Source organism: Pseudidiomarina mangrovi, from assembly GCF_003999375.1.
In the GTDB taxonomy this organism is placed as follows: Bacteria; Pseudomonadota; Gammaproteobacteria; order Enterobacterales; family Alteromonadaceae; genus Pseudidiomarina; species Pseudidiomarina mangrovi.
Genome location: NZ_RJLC01000017.1, coordinates 85,717 through 105,356, shown reverse-complemented (window position 1 = coordinate 105,356; position 19,640 = coordinate 85,717). Strand labels below are relative to the sequence as shown.

Sequence of the window (19,640 nt, the reverse complement as noted above, 5' to 3'; positions counted from 1 at the left end):
ACTAGATCCTTTTACTTTGCTTGATTAAACGGCGACAACGCCAGTGTAAATAATTGACCAAAAACCAAAAATTCTTGAACGCGGGATTATTGGTTTGGCCGTGGTGATAGCGGTAATAAATTTGCTGGGCAATCACACTTAAGCGAAATAGCCCAAATACTTCGTAAAAACTAAAGTCTCGCGCTGATACGTTCATAGCTTTGCAATAATAATCAATAACTTGCTTGCGTGTGAACATGCCAGATAGATGGGTGGGTTGACGCCGCGTTGAGCGTGCTACCGCATCGTCATCGGCTTGGATCCAATAAGCCAACATGTTACCGACGTCCATCAGCGGGTCGCCCAGGGTGGCTAATTCCCAATCTAGCACGCCAATAATATGGGTTGGATCGCTCGGGTCGAGCACTAAATTATCAAAGCGAAAATCGTTATGGGTCATGCAAATCCGTTCGCGGTTTGGCATATTGGCTTGCAGCCACGCCATAATGCCCTTACCACTGGGCACATTCCAAGTTTTCGCCTTACCGTAGCGCTCACTCCAACCACTGACTTGGCGCTGGGTATACCCCGCTCCTTTGGCTAGGTCACTTAAACCAGCCTGCTCAATATCAACCTGATGCAATTGAATTAAAGTATCCAGCGCATTTTGGCACAGCTGGCGAGTTTGCTGCTCGCTGAGCGTGACATCGCGCGGCATATTTTTGCGCGGAATAATGCCAGCAATGCGTTCCATCACATAAAATTCAGCACCAATAATGCTCTCATCTTGGCAGTACAGGAGCATCTCTGGCACCGCTGCAAACACCGGCTTGAGCGCTTTTTGAATGCGATACTCGCGGCCCATATCATGGGCTGATTTGGCCTTGGTACCGGCTGGTGGTCGGCGTAAAATTAAATCGGCGTTGGCAAATTGCAGCCGATAGGTCCAATTGGAGGCGCCACCGCTGTACTGGCTGACCTGCATCTCACCACTGAGTTCCGGGAGTTGCTGCTGTAACCACTGTTGTAGTTGCGCCACGGGTAGCTCTTCACCACTGCGCACTTGCCCCGCTTGGTCTTCGCTACGGTTACTAGCGGTCATAGCCTAACGCTCCCGATACTTGGCCAGTTCAACTTTGGCGATGGTGGCGCGATGCACTTGGTCAGGGCCATCAGCAATGCGAAGTGCCCGCGCCATAGCGAACAATGCAGTAAGCGGCACATCATGACTCATGCCAGCACCACCAAAAATCTGAATGGCTTCATCCACCACCATTTGCAAGGCATTCGGCGCTGCCACTTTGATCGCTGAAATTTCAGCCAGCGCTTTCATAGCACCCACTTGGTCAATCTTCCACGCCGCATAGAAAGTCAGTAAGCGCGCTTGGTCAATAGCAATACGCATATCCGCCAGGCGTTCCATATTGCCGCCCAGTTGTAGCAACGGCCGACCAAAGGCAATCCGGTCTTGGCCGCGTTGTACAAACAGTTGTAACGCCCGTTCTGCCGCGCCTAACGCACGCATACAGTGATGGATACGGCCCGGCCCTAACCGCCCTTGGGCAATCTTAAAGCCATCGCCAAGTTGACCAATCACATTGCTTGCTGGCACGCGGACGTTATCAAATAACACCTCACCATGACCGTACGGGGCATCGTACTCGCCAAAAGCCGGTAACATACGTTCTATGGTCACGCCAGGGGTATCTAGCGGCACCAACACCATGCTATGACGGCGGTGTTTTTCGGCTTCGGGATCGGTCAGCCCCATCACAATGGCAAATTTTGCCTGCGGATGGCCTAAGCCGGTCGACCACCATTTACGCCCAGAAATGACCACATCATCGCCATCGGCAACGATACGCGCTTGCATATTGGTAGCATCGGAGGAGGCGACATCAGGCTCTGTCATACAAAAGACCGAGCGAATTTCACCACGCAGTAACGGTGTCAACCACTGCTGTTGCTGGCCGGCACTGCCAAAGTGATACAGCACTTCCATATTGCCAGTATCCGGTGCATTGCAATTAAATATCTCGGGGGCTAATAAGCTATGACCCATCACTTCGGCCAAGGGCGCATATTCCAATGTGCTTAAACCAGCGCCTAACTCATTATCGGGTAAAAATAAATTCCACAAGCCAGCCGCACGGGCCTTGGCCTTCAACTCGGTGACAATCGGTGGCACCTGCCAAGTGCGCCAATCACCATCGGCATTCAAACGGCGGTTTTCTTTGTGATAGTGCGCTTCAATCGGCTCAATATGCTCACGCATAAAGGCAATCAGCCGTTGCCGATAATCCAAAGTTTTGGCGCTGGGATTAAAATCCATGGGGCTTCCTCGTCTCGCTGTTGGCGATAAGTATTTTTAAACAACTGTTTAAATGATTGTAGTCAGCTGACGGCAAAAGAAAAGCCCTAAATACTGGGGGTATCGATTAATAGTGAGCGCTTTGCGGCTAATGGCATTTGTTCGGCTAAAAAATCAATCAGTACCCGCACCGCCGGCAGCAGACCTCGCCGATACGGATAAACCATATGCATGATCCCCATCGGTAAGCGCCAATCCGGCAAGGCCAGCTGCAGATGCCCCTGTTTTACCGCATCTGCGGCAATGTAATTGGGTAGTGCCACTACGCCGTGGCCAGCAATGGCTGACTCTAACAATACAAACATGTCGTCGGTAATAAGTCGTGGCCGGTAGCTTAATGATAACTGTTCACCACTACGGTGGGTAAATTCATAGCGATAGCGACCACTGGTGTAATGCAATGACAACTGCGGTAAATGAATCAAGTCCAGTGGATGTAAATCGCTGCGGCCAGCCAACAATGATGGTGCCGCAAATAACGTTGACGGCGCATCAGCCAAAGGCCGCGCAATCAATGATGAATCGTCAATACTAGATCGCACCCGCAGCGCCACGTCAATGCCCTCTTCAATCAGGTTTACCGGTCGGTTGGTGACCAATAAATGCACCCGCACCTCGGGGTAGCGTCGCATAAACTCCGGCAATAACTCACGTAACATACTTTGACTAAGGGCAAAGGGTGAACTCAAGTGGATATCGCCACGCGGGGTTTCTTGTACCAACTGGGTGACTTGCTGGGCCGCCTCAGCAGCCTCTACTAAGGTTTCACAATGGGCCAAAAAGGCGCGACCAATATCGGTCAAACGCAGTCCGCGGGTACCACGATGCAACAAGCGTACACCCTGTTGCTGCTCTAAGTCCGTTAAGCGCCGACTCACAGTGGATTTCGGCATATCAAGCTCACGCGCCCCAGCGCTGATACTACCGGCCGCAACCACCCGCGCAAAAATAAGAAAATTAGTTAAATCTGGAATGGCCATGGCTACGTATCCAATAATGAATCTTTTCATTCGTTCCATTTGTGGAACGATTGTTTCCATATTATCTATCTACCGATAAAAATGGAACACTCTATACTAGTGCCATAAGTCATTAAGTCATTCCTAACTGATTTCAACAATGAGGTACACCATGCATATTTTACAACTAGATTCAGGTTTATTCCCGGGCCAATCAGTCAGCCGCCAGTTAACCGCTGACATCGTCAAGCGCTTGCAAGCGCAACACCAAGCCACCTTGACGCATCGCGACTTAGTCGCCGAGCCGATCCCACATTTAGATGCGGCAGCATTAACTCAAGACAACGCCCTGACCAATCAGCTGATTGATGAGCTAAAGGCGGCCGACGCCATTGTCATTGGCGCACCCATGTACAACTTCACCATTCCAACTCAGCTTAAAGCTTGGTTAGACCGTATCGTGAAAGCCGGCGTGACCTTCAAGTACACCGAACAAGGCCCTCAGGGCTTGTTACCTGGCAAAACCATCTATATCGCCTCCGGCCGTGGTGGCGTATACAGCAAAGGCGAAGCGGCAGCTATGGATCACCAAGAGAGCTACCTGCGCACGGTACTTGGTTTTATTGGCTTAAACGATATTCATTTAATTCGCGCTGAAGGCGTCAATATGGGTGATGAGCCACGGCAACAAGCACTTGCTGCCGCAGCACAGGATATTGCCGCGCTGTCTTAAACTGCGCGGTCAACGGCTTAACGCAATTGTTGCAGCTGCTGGTGAATCGCCGCAGCACTAGCTGCGTCGGTAAGCTGTTGATACACCTGTAAGTAGGTGGTGGCGTCAACTGGCGCGCCACCCTCATGCACGGCTTTATAAGCCTGCCACAACCGATACAAACCGGCGGCATGCTGCTGCAATAACCGCTCGTGCATGGTCACCGCCAGTAACAAACCACAACTGTAATGCTTAGCAAACGCACTGCCCCCGCTGGCTACTGTTTGGCATTGCTGTTCGGCTTGCGCCAAGCGTTGCTGCAAATAATCGTCACGGCCACTGCTTGCACGCAAATAATCATAGGCCATGAACTCAGCCACACCTTCGTGGATCCAGGCATCGTCATTGGAATAAATATTACTTTGATAGAGGTGCCCTACTTCATGGGCAAAAAACCATAGCGTGTCGTTAATAAAATTAGCTTCGGTCATGCGCTCATGCATGCTGTGCCCATACCAATGCACAAACAGTTGACGACCAATTACCCCGCCCTGTTGACCATAACGACCATCATCAGTAGGGCTAAACGAGGCGAATAAAATAGGTGGCGCTGCTAACGGCTGCAAGCGCTCAGCAAAATACTGCAACATCGGCGGTAAATCGTAACGCAACGAGGTTTGCAGCGCATACGGCAGGCCGGGGTCAATCACGCTATCTAAGAATGGGTCGGTTTGTTGCTGTGGGCCAACATACACCACCTGGCCATCATCGGCAGCCTCTACCCAATTCGCTGTACCGGTAAATTGTTGTGCCGGAATACGAATGGCATCGCTCGCCAAAGCCTGCATGGTGAAGTCATAGTTAATAGCAGCGCTGTTGTCACAGTGCTCAGGACACACTTTAAAACGCCCGGTAAACCACGCCATGCCGCCATCGGTAAAGGGTGAGAATGGCGCATAGTCTTTATCGAGCGCCACATACGTTGGGGTAAGTTGCAACGAGACCTGCTCGAATAGCGCGCCATCACGACGCCGAATACGCTCTTCATTAGCCGCAGTCAGGCTCATTTCAAAAGCGCTATCGAGTGGCAGCCAGCGCTGCTGACGTGATTGATCGGGGTTGCGAATAAATACCAATTGGTGAACTGGTTGCGGGCTTTGATAGGCTACTTGCCAATGCTCAGCAGACTGTTTGGACAGCGTAATGGCAATACTTGGCGCAGGCGCTTGCGCCTGTTGTACTGCCACCGTCAAGCCGACGATAAGCGCCGCCAATAACCCTAATTGCAAAAGTTGTTTCATGAAAAGCCATTTTGTCCAAAAATTACTAACACCATCACCAAGCCCAGTGCGCCCGCAGCTAAACCGAGCAATGGCAACGCGGTGATGATATAAACTCTATGCTTGCTCTGTTTGGCCAAATAACTTTGCCCTATTAAAACCAGCACCGAATTCACCCAAACCAACAGACAGGCCACACTAGCAAGCAACAACAGTGGCTTGGAAGTAGTTTGTTGTAACGGCTGATGTAATAAGTAATACATCAGAAACATAAGCCCTGCCGGTAAATAGAAAAAGGTGTTCAGCATCGCCGCCAGCCAGCTAAAACCGAGCCAATTTTGCAGTTTCTGTGATTCGTTCATGGTCTTTTACTGCTTTAGTAAGTCGTTAAAAAATCGCGGATCTGCTTCACATGGAATGCCATTTTCATTTTCATCAAGCTCCACCGCGCCGCATTGCTGCATAAAAAACTTTGCCTCGGCAAAGGAGTTCATTTCGTTACAAAAACGCCGTTTATCACAACTAAACCGTTGCTCATCGCTCGGAGTAGCAATCACTTCATTGAGCTTATTTGGTTGCAAGTAGCCCATAAAATGCTGGCGCTGACTGTCGTCTAAGTAGTAGCGCCAAGCCAGCACCAGTGCCAAAATGAGCAGCAGTAACTTTTTCATAAAACCTTCTTGCGTAAGTAATTTAAACCGCCACGAATAGCCGCTACTTGAGCATCAATACATTGCTCAGGGTTGGTGCGTGGGCTGTCAGGATACACTTCAGTGGTGCTGACATAGTTGGCATTGGTCAAGCTAGCGCACAAACCTAAGGGTTTAACATCATAATTAATCACCCCAAACTGCGCGATGGGTACACCAATCAAACAGCCGTCGGCGTCGGCTTCAGCAATATGGGTGACGGTAGCTACTTCGGCAATAATAGCTGCTTGAAACTCTGGCTGCGGATTGGCGCTGTCACCGACACCATAATAGCCATCGGGAATGGTCCACACCGACTGCGGCTTGGCATCACGAGCCGCTAATGCCGGGCGAAATTCGCTGTTATCGGTGTCGGTGGTTTCGTGCAGATCAATATGGCACAGCACCTGCGGGTGGTGCTCGCTCATATAGGCCATCAATTGCGCCGCTTCTGGAGCCGGACTTGGATTCTTAAACGACCGGTTCGGATCAACCGCCTCGGGGTTCCAACGATTGATGGTTTCATAACCCCAGGGGCTAACACAGGGCACCACCACCACATTAAAAAACTGACTAAAGAAGCTGGCCTCGGTATCTAAAAAGCGCAAGGCGCCGAGCACACCGCTGGTTTCGTAACCGTGAATGCCACCAGTCACCAAAATAGTGGGTTTATCGGCACTGATAGTGCTGGTTAGCACATACAACGGATAGCTACCAGCGGCATAGTCTAAGCAACCGTATTGGTGCAGCTCAAAACGCTCCGCCAAACGTTGAATGTGGCTAACAATGTCATGCTGATACGAACGCTGAACACGTTGCTGCTGATACCATTGTTGCTTCTCAGGTGCGCCCCAGGGCACACCGGCGGTTCCAATTGCATAACTCATTACGGCTGCTTCCTTATATCAATGCTGTAGCTCGATTCTACCCGAAAAAAAAGGCCGCTCAAGTGAGCGGCCTTCGATAGTAACACGGCGGTGCTTACCAGCCGGTCTTTTCACGCAATGCTTTACCGATATCGGCTAAGCTACGAACGGTTTTAACGCCCGCGGCTTCTAATGCTGCAAATTTCTCATCGGCAGTGCCTTTACCACCAGAGATAATCGCACCGGCATGGCCCATACGCTTGCCTGGAGGTGCAGTTACACCAGCAATGTACGATACCACTGGCTTGGTGACGTTGTGCTTGATGAACTCAGCCGCTTCTTCTTCAGCTGAACCACCAATTTCACCGATCATCACGATAGCTTCGGTTTGCGGATCTTTTTCAAACAGCGCCAAAATGTCGATAAAGTTTGAACCCGGAATTGGGTCGCCACCGATACCGACACAAGTAGACTGGCCGAAACCTTCGTCAGTGGTTTGTTTAACCGCTTCATAGGTCAAGGTGCCTGAACGCGATACGATACCCACTTTACCTGGCTTGTGAATGTGACCTGGCATGATACCAATCTTACATTCGCCTGGAGTGATCACGCCTGGGCAGTTTGGACCAATCATGCGCACGCCTTTCACCGTGAGATATTCTTTCACGTACAACATGTCGATGGTTGGAATGCCTTCAGTGATACACACGATCAATTCGATGCCGGCATCAGCAGCTTCAACAATGGAGTCTTTACAGAATGGTGCAGGTACATAAATAACCGATGCAGTAGCGCCAGTTGCTTCTACGGCTTCGCGTACGGTGTTAAATACCGGCAGGCCTAAATGCGTTTGGCCGCCTTTACCTGGGGTTACACCACCAACCATTTGCGTTCCATAAGCAATCGCTTGCTCAGAATGGAAGGTGCCTTGGCCGCCAGTGAAACCCTGACAGATCACTTTGGTGTTTTTGTCGATCAAGATACTCATGATTAAGCTCCTGCCGCCGCTGCTACAACTTTATTTGCCGCATCAGCTAAGCTGGTGCCGGCAATAATGTTTAGGCCGCTTTCTTGCAATTTCTTACTACCCAGCTCGGCATTGTTACCTTCAAGGCGAACTACCACTGGAACCTTCACGCCAACTTCTTCAACAGCGCCGATAATACCTTCCGCAATCATGTCGCAACGAACAATACCGCCGAAGATGTTTACGAACACGGCTTTCACGTTGCTGTCTGAGAGGATGATCTTGAACGCTTCGGTAACGCGCTCTTTGGTTGCACCGCCGCCTACGTCTAAGAAGTTAGCTGGTTGGCCACCTGATAATTTAACGATGTCCATGGTACCCATAGCTAAGCCAGCGCCGTTGACCATACAACCAATGTTGCCTTCAAGGGCGACATAGTTGAGGTCCCATTTAGCGGCTTGCGCTTCACGTGCGTCGTCTTGTGACGGGTCGTGCATAGCTTTGATTTTTGGTTGACGATACAGAGCATTACCGTCAATGTTGATTTTACCGTCTAAGCAATGCAGGTTGCCTTGCTCAGTGATAACCAACGGGTTGATTTCTAATAAGGCGAAATCATACTGTTCGAACATCTTGGCTAAGCCCATGAAGATGTTGGTGAATTGCTTCACTTGATCAGCGTTTAAGCCTAATTTGAAGCCCAGTTCACGACCTTGGTAAGGCAATGGACCAACAATTGGGTCAATCACTGCTTTCAAGATTTTTTCTGGAGTTTCTTCAGCAACTTTCTCAATTTCAACGCCACCTTCAGTTGACGCCATGAACACGATTTTACGTGATGCACGGTCAACCACAGCGCCTAAATAAAGTTCAGAAGCGATATCGGTCAGGCTCTCAACCAAGATTTTAGAAACTGGCTGGCCATTAGCATCTGTTTGATAAGTTACTAAGTTCTTACCTAACCAGTTGCTGGCAAATGCATGGACGTCGTCTAAGCTAGAAACTAACTTAACACCGCCCGCTTTACCGCGACCACCGGCATGGACTTGAGTCTTAACAACCCAACGGTCACCACCAATTTTCTTGGCGGCTTCAACGGCTTCATCCGCAGTGTCAACTGCGTAGCCTTCAGATACTGGCAAACCAAACTCTTTAAACAGTTGCTTGGCTTGATACTCATGCAAGTTCATGATGCTCTTCCGATTCGTATGAACAACAATAACAGCCGACTGGCTGCTAACCCGAATTTCGCGCGTATTTTACAGGCTTGCGCGGAAAAAATACAGCCGCTGGTTCAGATGAATCACAGCGGCTGGTACGTCGCGTTAGATGTCCAGCAACAAACGTTGCGGGTCTTCTAACAATTCTTTGATGGTGACCAAGAAGCCGACCGACTCTTTACCATCAATAATACGGTGGTCATAAGATAAGGCCAGGTACATCATCGGTAAGATTTCAATCTTACCATCGACTACCATGGCGCGGTCTTGGATCTTGTGCATGCCTAAGATGGCACTTTGTGGCGGGTTCAAAATTGGCGTAGATAGCAACGAGCCGAATACCCCACCGTTGGTGATGGTGAAGTTACCGCCTTGCATATCGTCCATGGTCAATTTGCCGTCACGACCTTTGATAGCTAAGTCTTTGATACCTTTTTCAATATCAGCAATGCTGAGCTTATCGGTATCACGTAGTACTGGGGTTACCAAACCACGCGGGGTAGATACCGCAATGCTGATATCAAAGAAGTTGTGATACACAATGTCGTCACCATCCAGTGCGGCATTCACTTCTGGGAAGCGTTTCAACGCTTCGGTCACGGCTTTCACGTAAAAGCCCATGAAACCTAAACGGGTGTCATGACGCTTTTCAAAGATGTCTTTGTAGGTGTTGCGCAAATCCATGATGGGCTTCATGTTGACTTCGTTGAAGGTAGTCAACATAGCAGTGGAGTTCTTGGCTTCTAACAAGCGCTTGGCAATGGTCTTGCGTAAACGCGTCATAGGCACACGTTTTTGCTCGCGGTCGCCACTGACCGCTGGTGCCGCAGTGGTGGCTGCTGGCTTGTTGGCTGGGGTTGATTTATTGCTGCTGTCTTTCACATGCTTCTCGACATCTTCTTTGGTCACGCGACCGCCTTTACCAGTTCCTTTCACGTCAGCGACTTTCAAGCCTTGCTCAGCTAACAAACGGCGTACCGCTGGGCCAGCTACTTCGCTGTCGCCTTCATCGCTATCACCGCTCTGAGCTGTAGCGCTGTCGGCTTTGCTGTCATCTTTGCTGTCGGCTTTGCTATCTGAGCCGCTAGCGCCGGCCATCAGAATACCAATCACATCGTTAGCGCCCACAGTGGCGCCGCTGTCATGCAGAATCTCGGCTAATACGCCGTCAGCTTCTGCAACCACTTCGAGTACTACTTTGTCAGTTTCAATATCGACCAAGTTTTGATCGCGTTTCACCGCATCACCGGCTTTAACGTGCCAGGTGGCAACCGTGGCATCCGCTACCGACTCAGGCAGGGTTGGTACTTTGACTTCAACCTTGCTACCGCCGCTGGCTGGTCTGTCTGCTTTGGCTTCGGTTTTAGCTTCTGCTTTAGTCTCTGCTTTACTGTCAGCTTTATCAGCCTTGGCATTGCTGCTGGCTGAGCCGGCCGCTTCGAGCTTACCAATCACTTCTTCAGCTCCAACCGTGGCGCCGCTTTCAGCAATAATGTCGCCCATTACGCCATCTTCTTGCGCCACAACTTCAAGCACAACTTTGTCAGTTTCAATATCGACCAAGTTTTGGTCACGTGACACCTTGTCACCCGGCTTAACATGCCAAGTAGCAACCGTTGCATCGGCAACAGATTCAGGGAGTTGTGGAACTTTAATATCAATAGCCATGGTCCATATCACCTATTTAATAGTTAACGCGTCATCGACGAGTTGTTGCTGTTGTTTGTTGTGCTCAGACAGATAACCGACCGCCGGCGCCGCAGAGGCTGACCGACCGGCATAAGTTAACTCGGCACCAGCAGGAATTGCAGCGCGGAAATTGTGCTGGCTGCTGTACCATGCACCTTGGTTTTGCGGCTCTTCTTGACACCAAACAAAGTCTTTCACGTGCTTATAATCAGCTAAAATTTCAGCCACTTCTTCGGCTGGGAACGGATACAACTGTTCGATACGAATAATTGCTACATCAGTTTGCTCGCGCTTGCGACGTTCTTGCAATAGATCGTAGTACACTTTGCCCGAGCAGAATACCACCCGCTTCACTTTCTTCGCTGGCAGTTTGTCGATTTCACCAATAGCGTTCAAGAACACACCATCGGTCATTTCGCTTAATTCTGACACCGCTAATGGATGACGCAGTAATGATTTAGGCGTCATCACAATCAATGGCCGCCGCACTGGGCGTAATTGTTGGCGACGGATCATGTGAAACACTTGCGCTGGCGTAGTTGGCACACACACCGACCAGTTATGGTCTGCGGACAGTTGCAAGAACCGCTCTAAGCGCGCCGAGCTGTGCTCTGGGCCTTGGCCTTCATAACCATGCGGCAACAACAGCGTTAAGCCACACAAGCGGCCCCACTTTTGCTCGCCAGAACTTAAGAACTGGTCAATCACCACTTGGGCGCCGTTGACGAAGTCACCGAACTGCGCTTCCCACATCACCAGTGATTTCGGTTCAGCCGTGGCATAGCCGTATTCAAAGGCAACAACCGCGGCTTCTGATAGCACCGAGTCATACAATTCAATACGGCCCTGACCTTCGCGCACGTTGTTCAACGGCATGTAGGTTGAGGCGTCATCTTGATTATGTAGTACTGCATGGCGATGGAAGAAGGTACCACGACCGCTATCCTGACCGGTTAAGCGAATATGTACGCCGCCATCCACCAAGGTGGCATAGGCCAAAGTTTCGGCAAAGCCCCAGTCTGCTGGGCGCTCCCCGGCTGCCATTTTCAGGCGTTCTTCATAGACCTTTTCAACCCGCGAATGCAGTTTGTGCGTGGCCGGCACCGTACTCATGGCGGTACCGAGCTTCTGCAACTGCTGCAAGCTAATTTTAGCGTCGTATTGCACGTCCCATTCATTACCGATATAAGGAGTCCAATCCGACGAATGTGATTTCATGTCACGGTATTCGTCAACAACTTCAACATCACCTTTATCGAGTAGGTCACGGTAGTCGCTGAGTAGTTTATCGGCATCATCATCTTTCAACACCCCAGCCTGTGCCAAGCGTTCGGCATAGATGACGCGTGGTACTGGGTGTTGCTTGATCTTGGTATACATCACCGGCTGGGTCGCACTTGGCTCATCGGCCTCGTTGTGACCATGGCGGCGATAACAAACCAAATCAATCATTACATCACGCTTGAAGGTGTTGCGATAATCCAGCGCCAACTGAGCAATAAACACCACGGCTTCTGGGTCATCTGAATTAACATGGAAAATTGGCGCCTGCACCATTTTGGCAATATCGGTACAGTACTGGGTAGAGCGCGTATCTTCTTGTTTTGATGTGGTAAAACCAACTTGGTTGTTCACCACAATGCGAATTGACCCGCCCACTTGATAGGCGCGAGTTTTCGACATGTTAAAGGTTTCTTGCACGATACCCTGACCAGCAATAGCCGAGTCACCGTGAATGGTAATCGGCAATACTTTAGCACCGCTGGCATCGCCTAAACGATCCATCCGCGCCCGCACCGACCCCATGACCACGGGGTTAACGATTTCTAAGTGTGACGGGTTAAAGGCCAAGGCTAAATGCACGTCGCCGCCTGGGGTGGCGAAATCCGATGAAAACCCTGAATGGTATTTCACATCACCCGAGCCCTTGACATGGTCATGCTTGCCGGCAAACTCATCAAACAAATCTTGTGGCTTCTTACCGAGCACGTTGACCAATACGTTCAAACGACCACGGTGGGCCATACCGATAACCACTTCTTTGCCGCCCTGCTCGCCGGCGCGTGAAATCAGCGCTTTGAGCATCGGCACTAAAGCGTCACCGCCTTCGAGTGAGAAGCGTTTAGCGCCAGGAAATTTAGCGCCTAAATACTTCTCTAGACCATCCGCTGCAGTCAGTTCTTTTAAAATTTTACGTTGCTGCTCAGCAGCAAATTGCGGGCGCCCGCGCACACCTTCAAGGCGTTGCTGGATCCAGCGCTTCTCTTCGGTTGAGACAATATGCATGTACTCGGCACCGATAGAGCCACAATACGTTTGCTCTAGCGCTTGGTAGATCTCACCAAGCTTCATGGTGTCTTTGCCGACAGCTAACGAGCCAACATTGAATTCTTTGTCGAAATCATCTTTCGACAGGTCGTGATGCTCAAGGCTCAAATCGGGAACCTGAGGCTGCTTCCATAAATCAAGTGGGTCAAGATTAGCATGCTGATGACCGCGAAAACGGTAGGCATTAATCAACTGCAACACTTTTACCTGCTTATAATCAGGTGCCGCAGCCACTACTGTGCCAGCTTGTTTCAGCTTATTTTTTGCCGCTTCACGAAATTCATCACGAATGGCACTATGCTTGGTATCGCGCCCTACACCATCTTGGGGTAAGCGGTCAAAAAAGCTTCGCCACTCATCACTGACCGCGGTTGGATCGTCGAGATATAACTCAAACAGTTCCTCAACATAAGCCATGTTGCCACCAGCCAGGTGGGAAGATTCTAACCAGGCTTGCATTACGCCGTCTTGCATCGCTGTTCCTTCACACTCGTTTTACAAAAAAATAGCCATCCATGCTGGATGGCTATTTCGATACAGCTCGCCCAATACTATAGCAAATCTGTGCGCTTAGGTTAAATCGCACGGCTCAATAGCATGGATTTGATGTGTCCAATAGCCTTGGTCGGGTTTAATCCTTTCGGGCATACGTTGACACAGTTCATGATGCCATGGCAGCGAAACACACTGAACGCATCGTCCAGTTCGTTCAAACGTTGCTCAGTAGCGGTATCACGACTATCAATCAAGAACCGATAAGCATGCAGCAAACCAGCTGGACCGATAAATTTGTCTGGGTTCCACCAGAATGACGGGCACGAGGTAGAACAACAGGCGCACAAGATACACTCGTACAGACCATCTAATTTGGCACGTTGTTCAGGCGACTGCAGGCGCTCACGTGCTGGCGGAGTCTTATCGTCGTTGATCAAATACGGTTTGATCTTCTCGTACTGCTGATAGAATTGGCTCATATCAACAATCAGGTCACGAATGACCGGCAAGCCTGGTAATGGCCGAATAACCACTTTGCTGCTACCACCATTTAAGGCGGACAACGGCGTGATACAGGCCAAGCCATTCTTACCATTCATGTTTAAACCGTCCGAGCCGCATACGCCCTCACGGCACGAGCGGCGGAATGCCAGGGTTGGGTCCTGCTCTTTCAATTTGAGCAGCACGTCGAGCACCATCATGTCACGCCCTTCATCGACTTCAAGGGTGTAGTCTTTCATGTATGGCGCATTGTCCACATCGGGATTGTAACGATAAACTGAAATTTTCAACGTCTTCATCGTTGCCACCTAACTTAGTAAGTCCGCGCTTTTGGCGGGAATGCTTCACGCAGCTTCGGCTGCATATTCACTTCGCGCTTGACCATAGATTCGTCGGTTGGACGGTATACGGTATGCACTAACCAGTTTTCATCATCACGATCTGGGAAGTCAGCACGGCTATGAGCACCACGGCTCTCAGTCCGGAAGTTTGCGGCTACTGCAGTTGAGTATGCCGTTTCCATCAGGTTGTCGAGCTCTAAGCATTCAATCCGTTGGGTATTGAATTCTTTACTGGTATCGTCGAGACGAGCGTGCTGTAAGCGCTCACGAATTTCGCGTAACTGCTGCAGGCCATCGGCCATTGCATCGCCTTCACGGAAAACCGAAAAGTTCAGCTGCATGCAGTTTTGCAAGTCTTTCTTGATCTGCACCGGATCTTCACCTTTTTGGGTGTTTTCCCAACGCTGAGTGCGTGCCAATGCTGCTTCAATGTCACTGCTTGAGGCTTCACGCGCTTCGGTATTCGCCGCTAACGCTTCGCCCAAATGCAAGCCTGTTGCACGACCAAATACCACTAGGTCGAGTAATGAGTTACCACCTAAACGGTTAGCGCCATGCACCGATACGCAAGCAATTTCACCACAAGCAAACAAGCCAGGGATTGGCTTGGCATTGCCGTTGTTGTCGATTTGCAGCGCTTGGCCATGCACGTTGGTTGGAATACCACCCATCATATAGTGACAGGTTGGAATGACTGGAATTGGCTCTTCTGCCGGATCAACGTGAGCAAAGGTTTTGGCCAAGTCACACACACCCGGCAAGCGGCTTTCTAGCACGTCGCGGCCTAGGTGATCGAGCTTCAGCTTAATGTGTGGGCCCCATGGACCATCACAGCCACGACCTTCACGAATTTCAGTCATCATAGCGCGAGCAACAACGTCACGGCCGGCTAGGTCTTTAGCGTTTGGTGCATAACGTTCCATGAAACGCTCGCCATCTTTGTTCAGCAAGTACCCGCCTTCACCACGGCAACCTTCAGTAACCAGGGAGCCAGCACCGGCGATACCGGTTGGGTGGAACTGCCACATTTCCATATCTTGCACCGGTACTCCAGCGCGTAACGCCATACCGACGCCGTCACCGGTGTTGATATGGGCGTTGGTGGTTGAGGCGTAAATGCGGCCTGCACCGCCGGTGGCCAAAATAACTGCTTTGGCTTTAACGAAGAAAATCTCGCCGGTTTCGATGTTCATGGCGGTAGTACCGACCACAGCGCCATCTTGGTTTTTGACCAGATCCAGCGCAAACCACTCAGAAAATACTGTAGTTTTGTTTTTTACGTTTTGCTGATACAGCAAGTGTAATAATGCGTGACCGGTACGGTCAGCAGCGGCAGCCGTACGTGCAGCTTGCTCACCACCAAAATTCTTAGATTGGCCACCAAATGGGCGCTGATACACTTTACCGTTCTCGAAACGTGAGAATGGCAAGCCCATATTTTCCATTTCTAAAATGGCTTCAGGACCAGTCTTACACATATATTCGATAGCGTCTTGGTCACCAATATAGTCTGACCCTTTCACGGTATCGAACATGTGCCATTCCCAATTGTCATCATGGGCGTTACCCAAGGCTACGGTGATACCGCCTTGTGCTGATACCGTGTGCGAACGCGTTGGGAACACTTTCGACATCAACGCACAGGTCATGCCGTTTTGCGAAATTTGCAGTGCTGCACGCATGCCTGCACCACCAGCGCCGATAACTACGGCGTCAAATTCTAGAGTTTGTACGCTCACTTACATACCCCCTACAGGCCACACTACAAGCAGACCGGCTAACCAGTACACAATGAGCGCCACACTGACTACAAATTGAATGAATGCACGTAAACCAGAGTTCTTGATGTAATCGGTTAACACTTGCCAGATACCAATCCAGCCGTGCACCAATACACTGGTGAGCGCCAACATGGTAAAAATCTTCATGCCTAAACCGGCAAACAAATTAGTCCATACGTCGTAGCTAAGCGGCGCGGCGGTAACTAAAAAGCTCACCATAAAAATGGCATACAAGGCCAAAATAATGGCTGAGGCGCGCAGTAACACGTAATCGCGTGTGCCGCTGCCACCAAAGGTCGTTGCAACTTTTACCATAACCATACTCCTGCTAAAGCTGACAACACGATTGCCAACACGAACACGATTTGTGCACTAATACGGCCCGATTTAATTTCTTCAAAATAACCTTGGTCCATAAACATGTGGCGGACGCCTGCTAACAGGTGGTAACCCAACGCTGTTAAAATGCCCCACGCGATGAATTTGGCCAACCAGCTGCTGAACAAGCCATGCACCATGGCAAAGCCTTCGGCTGATTGCAGCGAGGTTGCCAATGCCCACACCAACATGCCCACAGCCACCAACATGATGACTCCAGAGATACGATGAAGAATTGAACTAATGGCTGCTGCTGGAAACTGAATTGTTGTTAAGTCTAAATTTACAGGTCTTTGTTTTTTCACGATTGTTGTGCCTTGTGGAAAAGCATTGATAACATGCTCGGAACTTCAAACATCCTCGCGCTTGAGGACCCTGCTAGATCGCTGCCAAAGTATATAAGCCAGAGCAACGAATTACAATTCTCAATCACGCGGATTACCTGAAAAAACGTAATTTTTTGTGATTCAGATCAGCACATAAAATGTCGCTGTAGAATACAATCCGACCTTGGTCGTATACCGTCGGCAAACTAAACTCAGTATAACAAGCGCCATCACCACCTTAGTGATCATCCAAATGTCACAAAAGCGCGTAATAATGCCCGATCGAATCGACTATTACCCCGCTTCAAACAGCTGTTTGAATTGACAAACAGGGTTAAGATCAAGTAAAACTAGCGCTCTTTTTTAGTGATGAAGCAGACCCAAACAAGGAGATTTCCTTATGGCTGATCGTAAAGCCACCCTGCAGATTGACGGCCAATCCATTGAATTGCCAGTATTAACTGGTACAGCCGGCTATGATGTAATTGACGTGCGTACTCTTGGCAAGCATGGTTATTTCACTTTCGACCCAGGTTTTCTAGCTACCGGTTCATGCGAATCGAAGATTACCTACATTGATGGTGATAAAGGCGTACTTCTGCATCGCGGATACCCGATTGATCAGCTCGCCACGCAGGCGGACTATCTCGAAGTATGTTATATGCTGCTACACGGTGAAGCACCAACGGCCGAAGAATACAGCAAATTTAAGCAAACCATTACCAAGCACACCATGGTCCATCAAGGGCTACATAACTTTTTTAACGGCTTCCGTCGCGATGCCCACCCGATGGCCATGCTATGTGCCGTAACCGGTGCACTGTCGTCGTTTTACCACGATGACTTAGACATTCACGATCCAGAAACGCGGCTACGCAGTGCCTATCGGTTGATTGCAAAAATGCCAACCATCGCGGCCATGGCCTACAAATACAGCATTGGTCAGCCGTTCGTGTATCCACGCAACGATCTGAACTACGCCGAGAACTTCCTCAACATGATGTTCTCAGTGCCAGCTGAGGAATACATCATTAGCCCGACCATTGCCCGGGCCATGGACCGTATCTTCACCTTGCATGCCGATCACGAGCAAAACGCCTCAACCTCTACCGTGCGCCTAGCTGGCTCATCGGGTGCCAACCCATACGCCTGTATTGCTGCCGGTGTTGCATCGCTGTGGGGCCCTGCTCATGGCGGTGCTAACGAAGCGTGTTTGAAGATGTTGGCGGAAATTGGCAGTGTTGCCAATATTCCAAAATACATCGATAAGGCTAAAGACAAGAATGACCCATTCCGCTTGATGGGCTTTGGTCACCGCGTGTACAAGAACTTTGACCCGCGCGCCACGGTGATGCGCGACAGCGCACACGAAGTGCTGAAAGAACTCAACATCAAAGACCCACTGTTAGATGTGGCCATGGAACTCGAGCGCATTGCGCTGGAAGACCCATACTTTGTTGAGAAGAAACTCTACCCGAACGTAGATTTCTACTCAGGTATCATCTTGAAAGCCATTGGCATTCCAACCAACATGTTCACGGTGATTTTCGCACTATCACGCACCGTTGGCTGGACCTCACACTGGAACGAGATGATGGGTGAAGAAAACCAAAAAATTGGTCGCCCGCGTCAACTATACACCGGTGAAACCCAGCGCGATTTTGTCGCCATTAAAAAGTAGCTCAGGCAAACATAAAAAAACCGGCTTAGGCCGGTTTTTTATTGCTCTCACCTGAGTGAGAGATACTTACAAGCGGAGCTCCGTGCGCATTTGCTCAAATATTTCAGGCATCTTTGCCCGCGCTGACTTGACCCCATACCACGCAAATCCCAGGGGCAAAACAATCATCACCACCACCCCCAAGGAATCGTAGTCAAGGGTAAAAAATGCGGAAGCAACGATCATACTGATGAATAGTCCCAGAAACCACAATATAAAAGCTCGGCCGAGTAGCTTATTACCGCGCTTTTTCTTAACGATATAAAAAGCTCTCTGAAATTCGTGTGGACCAAGCTGACTCAGGGCATCATCTGGATGGTTACGCTTCAAATTCTCGTGCATTGCCAGCACATCCATGACCACGGATTGATTCTTTGCCGCTATGATTGCGACAGGAATAGCTATTACAAAAATAAATACCAGAATTAACCATAACATAGCATGGGTCCTTGTTTTCGCTTACTTTGTCACTGAATACCATTGATTAATCTTTAACCAAATGATTTGAGGTTGTCAAATAACCGATCTTTCAGCTAAGTTAAAGCTGCTGCTCAAACATTCCCAACATGCACTATAAATAGGACCAACAACGATTTGTGTTCAGACGGTCGAGGATTAACATCATGAAATGGTCAGCGTTACAGCTTTTACTGTTTGCTTCGGTGTCACTATCGGGAAGCCTCATCGCTACCAGTGTTGTTCTAGCCTCGGCCACCGAAAATGAGTTTGAGCCTTGCAAGAAGCTGGCGGTTGCTAGCTTAAGTGCATGCTTAGACCAGCAACAGGCCAATAGCACCAGCATTCATGAGTGTTGGGTGGAGAGCCAACAACACTTTCAAAGTTGCCGGCAGCAGGTTTTAGATAGCCATAACCCCACGTTACAACAGCAACGCCGCGAAGCGGCCGAGCGTGCCCGTCACCAAGCGTTACAATTAAATAAGCAAATTGACTAATTTGCGCCGCAATTGTTGGTGTATTTTACTACCTCAGGTTTTGTCTCGCCCAAAAGTTAAACCGAGAAAATTAAATTAATCAAAT

The 19,640-nt window shown here is 49.7% G+C and carries 19 protein-coding genes; 3 read left to right on the top strand and 16 right to left on the bottom strand.

Features of this window, described 5'->3' with window-relative positions; translation table 11 throughout:
• Position 1: 1 nt before the first annotated feature.
• The 3 genes from EFO84_RS09745 to EFO84_RS09735 form a co-directional block, all read right to left on the bottom strand.
• Positions 2 to 1,081 (bottom strand): phosphotransferase family protein, encoded by a 1,080-nt coding sequence (locus tag EFO84_RS09745; protein ID WP_127347874.1) that lies wholly within the window; start codon positions 1,079 to 1,081, stop codon positions 2 to 4.
• A gap of 3 nt (positions 1,082 to 1,084) precedes the next feature.
• The gene (locus tag EFO84_RS09740; protein ID WP_127347873.1) at positions 1,085 to 2,311 is read right to left on the bottom strand and encodes an acyl-CoA dehydrogenase family protein; all 1,227 of its coding nucleotides are present in this window, start codon (positions 2,309 to 2,311) and stop codon (positions 1,085 to 1,087) included.
• An 86-nt stretch (positions 2,312 to 2,397) separates the two neighbouring features.
• Positions 2,398 to 3,360 carry a LysR family transcriptional regulator gene (locus EFO84_RS09735; protein WP_240642687.1) on the bottom strand — a complete coding sequence of 321 codons (963 nt, stop codon included), beginning with the start codon at positions 3,358 to 3,360 and terminating at the stop codon, positions 2,398 to 2,400.
• A gap of 121 nt (positions 3,361 to 3,481) precedes the next feature.
• On the opposite strand from EFO84_RS09735, the gene EFO84_RS09730 reads away from it, so the two are divergent.
• The gene (locus tag EFO84_RS09730; protein ID WP_127347872.1) at positions 3,482 to 4,042 is read left to right on the top strand and encodes an FMN-dependent NADH-azoreductase; all 561 of its coding nucleotides are present in this window, start codon (positions 3,482 to 3,484) and stop codon (positions 4,040 to 4,042) included.
• Positions 4,043 to 4,059: 17 nt separating this feature from the next.
• On the opposite strand, the gene EFO84_RS09725 is transcribed toward EFO84_RS09730, so the two are convergent.
• The 12 genes from EFO84_RS09725 to sdhC form a co-directional block, all read right to left on the bottom strand.
• Positions 4,060 to 5,322 carry a hypothetical protein gene (locus EFO84_RS09725; RefSeq protein WP_127347871.1) on the bottom strand — a complete coding sequence of 421 codons (1,263 nt, stop codon included), beginning with the start codon at positions 5,320 to 5,322 and terminating at the stop codon, positions 4,060 to 4,062.
• The gene (locus EFO84_RS09720) at positions 5,319 to 5,663 is read right to left on the bottom strand and encodes a hypothetical protein (protein ID WP_127347870.1); all 345 of its coding nucleotides are present in this window, start codon (positions 5,661 to 5,663) and stop codon (positions 5,319 to 5,321) included. The genes EFO84_RS09725 and EFO84_RS09720 overlap by 4 nt, the downstream gene beginning before the upstream one ends.
• A 6-nt stretch (positions 5,664 to 5,669) precedes the next feature.
• Positions 5,670 to 5,972: an excalibur calcium-binding domain-containing protein gene (locus EFO84_RS09715; protein ID WP_127347869.1), complete on the bottom strand. Its 303-nt coding sequence runs from the start codon at positions 5,970 to 5,972 to the stop codon at positions 5,670 to 5,672.
• Positions 5,969 to 6,877: a M14 family metallopeptidase gene (locus tag EFO84_RS09710; protein WP_127347868.1), complete on the bottom strand. Its 909-nt coding sequence runs from the start codon at positions 6,875 to 6,877 to the stop codon at positions 5,969 to 5,971. Before EFO84_RS09710 ends, EFO84_RS09715 begins: the two co-directional genes overlap by 4 nt.
• Before the next feature lie 94 nt (positions 6,878 to 6,971).
• A complete protein-coding gene (gene sucD, locus EFO84_RS09705; RefSeq protein ID WP_127347867.1) occupies positions 6,972 to 7,844 on the bottom strand; it encodes a succinate--CoA ligase subunit alpha in 873 nt (290 codons plus the stop codon).
• Positions 7,845 to 7,846: 2 nt separating this feature from the next.
• Positions 7,847 to 9,013, bottom strand: coding sequence for an ADP-forming succinate--CoA ligase subunit beta (gene sucC, locus EFO84_RS09700; protein ID WP_127347866.1), 1,167 nt, complete (start codon positions 9,011 to 9,013; stop codon positions 7,847 to 7,849).
• Between the two features lie 135 nt (positions 9,014 to 9,148).
• On the bottom strand, positions 9,149 to 10,711 hold the full coding sequence (gene odhB / locus EFO84_RS09695) for a 2-oxoglutarate dehydrogenase complex dihydrolipoyllysine-residue succinyltransferase (protein ID WP_127347865.1): 1,563 nt from the start codon (positions 10,709 to 10,711) through the stop codon (positions 9,149 to 9,151).
• 12 nt (positions 10,712 to 10,723) lie between these two features.
• Complete coding sequence (gene sucA / locus EFO84_RS09690) at positions 10,724 to 13,534, bottom strand: 2-oxoglutarate dehydrogenase E1 component (protein WP_127347864.1); 2,811 nt, start codon at positions 13,532 to 13,534, stop codon at positions 10,724 to 10,726.
• Positions 13,535 to 13,635: 101 nt separating this feature from the next.
• Entirely contained in the window at positions 13,636 to 14,355 is a 720-nt protein-coding gene (locus tag EFO84_RS09685; RefSeq protein WP_127347863.1) for a succinate dehydrogenase iron-sulfur subunit, read from the bottom strand.
• A gap of 14 nt (positions 14,356 to 14,369) precedes the next feature.
• Entirely contained in the window at positions 14,370 to 16,136 is a 1,767-nt protein-coding gene (gene sdhA / locus EFO84_RS09680) for a succinate dehydrogenase flavoprotein subunit (RefSeq protein ID WP_127347862.1), read from the bottom strand.
• Positions 16,137 to 16,493: a succinate dehydrogenase, hydrophobic membrane anchor protein gene (gene sdhD, locus EFO84_RS09675; protein ID WP_127347861.1), complete on the bottom strand. Its 357-nt coding sequence runs from the start codon at positions 16,491 to 16,493 to the stop codon at positions 16,137 to 16,139.
• Positions 16,487 to 16,861, bottom strand: coding sequence for a succinate dehydrogenase, cytochrome b556 subunit (sdhC, locus tag EFO84_RS09670; protein ID WP_127347860.1), 375 nt, complete (start codon positions 16,859 to 16,861; stop codon positions 16,487 to 16,489). The genes sdhD and sdhC overlap by 7 nt, the downstream gene beginning before the upstream one ends.
• A gap of 421 nt (positions 16,862 to 17,282) precedes the next feature.
• Between sdhC and EFO84_RS09665 the strand changes: the two genes are divergently transcribed.
• Positions 17,283 to 18,563 (top strand): citrate synthase, encoded by a 1,281-nt coding sequence (locus tag EFO84_RS09665; RefSeq protein ID WP_127347859.1) that lies wholly within the window; start codon positions 17,283 to 17,285, stop codon positions 18,561 to 18,563.
• Positions 18,564 to 18,629: 66 nt separating this feature from the next.
• On the opposite strand, the gene EFO84_RS09660 is transcribed toward EFO84_RS09665, so the two are convergent.
• Positions 18,630 to 19,040 carry a hypothetical protein gene (locus EFO84_RS09660; protein ID WP_127347858.1) on the bottom strand — a complete coding sequence of 137 codons (411 nt, stop codon included), beginning with the start codon at positions 19,038 to 19,040 and terminating at the stop codon, positions 18,630 to 18,632.
• A 185-nt stretch (positions 19,041 to 19,225) separates the two neighbouring features.
• Here EFO84_RS09660 and EFO84_RS09655 point away from each other — a divergent pair, with 185 nt between their 5' ends.
• Complete coding sequence (locus EFO84_RS09655; RefSeq protein ID WP_127347857.1) at positions 19,226 to 19,555, top strand: hypothetical protein; 330 nt, start codon at positions 19,226 to 19,228, stop codon at positions 19,553 to 19,555.
• Positions 19,556 to 19,640 lie beyond the last annotated feature (85 nt).

What these genes read in the sequence shown, in the direction of transcription:
- EFO84_RS09685 (WP_127347863.1), bottom strand. Translation starts at nt 14,355, where the DNA reads ATGAAGACGTTGAAAATTTCAGTTTATCGTTACAATCCCGATGTGGAC.
- odhB (WP_127347865.1), bottom strand. Translation starts at nt 10,711, where the DNA reads ATGGCTATTGATATTAAAGTTCCACAACTCCCTGAATCTGTTGCCGAT.
- sucA (WP_127347864.1), bottom strand. Translation starts at nt 13,534, where the DNA reads ATGCAAGACGGCGTAATGCAAGCCTGGTTAGAATCTTCCCACCTGGCT.
- EFO84_RS09720 (WP_127347870.1), bottom strand. Translation starts at nt 5,663, where the DNA reads ATGAACGAATCACAGAAACTGCAAAATTGGCTCGGTTTTAGCTGGCTG.
- EFO84_RS09740 (WP_127347873.1), bottom strand. Translation starts at nt 2,311, where the DNA reads ATGGATTTTAATCCCAGCGCCAAAACTTTGGATTATCGGCAACGGCTG.
- EFO84_RS09735 (WP_240642687.1), bottom strand. Translation starts at nt 3,360, where the DNA reads ATGAAAAGATTCATTATTGGATACGTAGCCATGGCCATTCCAGATTTA.
- EFO84_RS09710 (WP_127347868.1), bottom strand. Translation starts at nt 6,877, where the DNA reads ATGAGTTATGCAATTGGAACCGCCGGTGTGCCCTGGGGCGCACCTGAG.
- EFO84_RS09725 (WP_127347871.1), bottom strand. Translation starts at nt 5,322, where the DNA reads ATGAAACAACTTTTGCAATTAGGGTTATTGGCGGCGCTTATCGTCGGC.
- EFO84_RS09655 (WP_127347857.1), top strand. Translation starts at nt 19,226, where the DNA reads ATGAAATGGTCAGCGTTACAGCTTTTACTGTTTGCTTCGGTGTCACTA.
- EFO84_RS09715 (WP_127347869.1), bottom strand. Translation starts at nt 5,972, where the DNA reads ATGAAAAAGTTACTGCTGCTCATTTTGGCACTGGTGCTGGCTTGGCGC.
- sdhD (WP_127347861.1), bottom strand. Translation starts at nt 16,493, where the DNA reads ATGGTAAAAGTTGCAACGACCTTTGGTGGCAGCGGCACACGCGATTAC.
- EFO84_RS09730 (WP_127347872.1), top strand. Translation starts at nt 3,482, where the DNA reads ATGCATATTTTACAACTAGATTCAGGTTTATTCCCGGGCCAATCAGTC.
- sucC (WP_127347866.1), bottom strand. Translation starts at nt 9,013, where the DNA reads ATGAACTTGCATGAGTATCAAGCCAAGCAACTGTTTAAAGAGTTTGGT.
- sucD (WP_127347867.1), bottom strand. Translation starts at nt 7,844, where the DNA reads ATGAGTATCTTGATCGACAAAAACACCAAAGTGATCTGTCAGGGTTTC.
- EFO84_RS09745 (WP_127347874.1), bottom strand. Translation starts at nt 1,081, where the DNA reads ATGACCGCTAGTAACCGTAGCGAAGACCAAGCGGGGCAAGTGCGCAGT.
- EFO84_RS09665 (WP_127347859.1), top strand. Translation starts at nt 17,283, where the DNA reads ATGGCTGATCGTAAAGCCACCCTGCAGATTGACGGCCAATCCATTGAA.
- EFO84_RS09660 (WP_127347858.1), bottom strand. Translation starts at nt 19,040, where the DNA reads ATGTTATGGTTAATTCTGGTATTTATTTTTGTAATAGCTATTCCTGTC.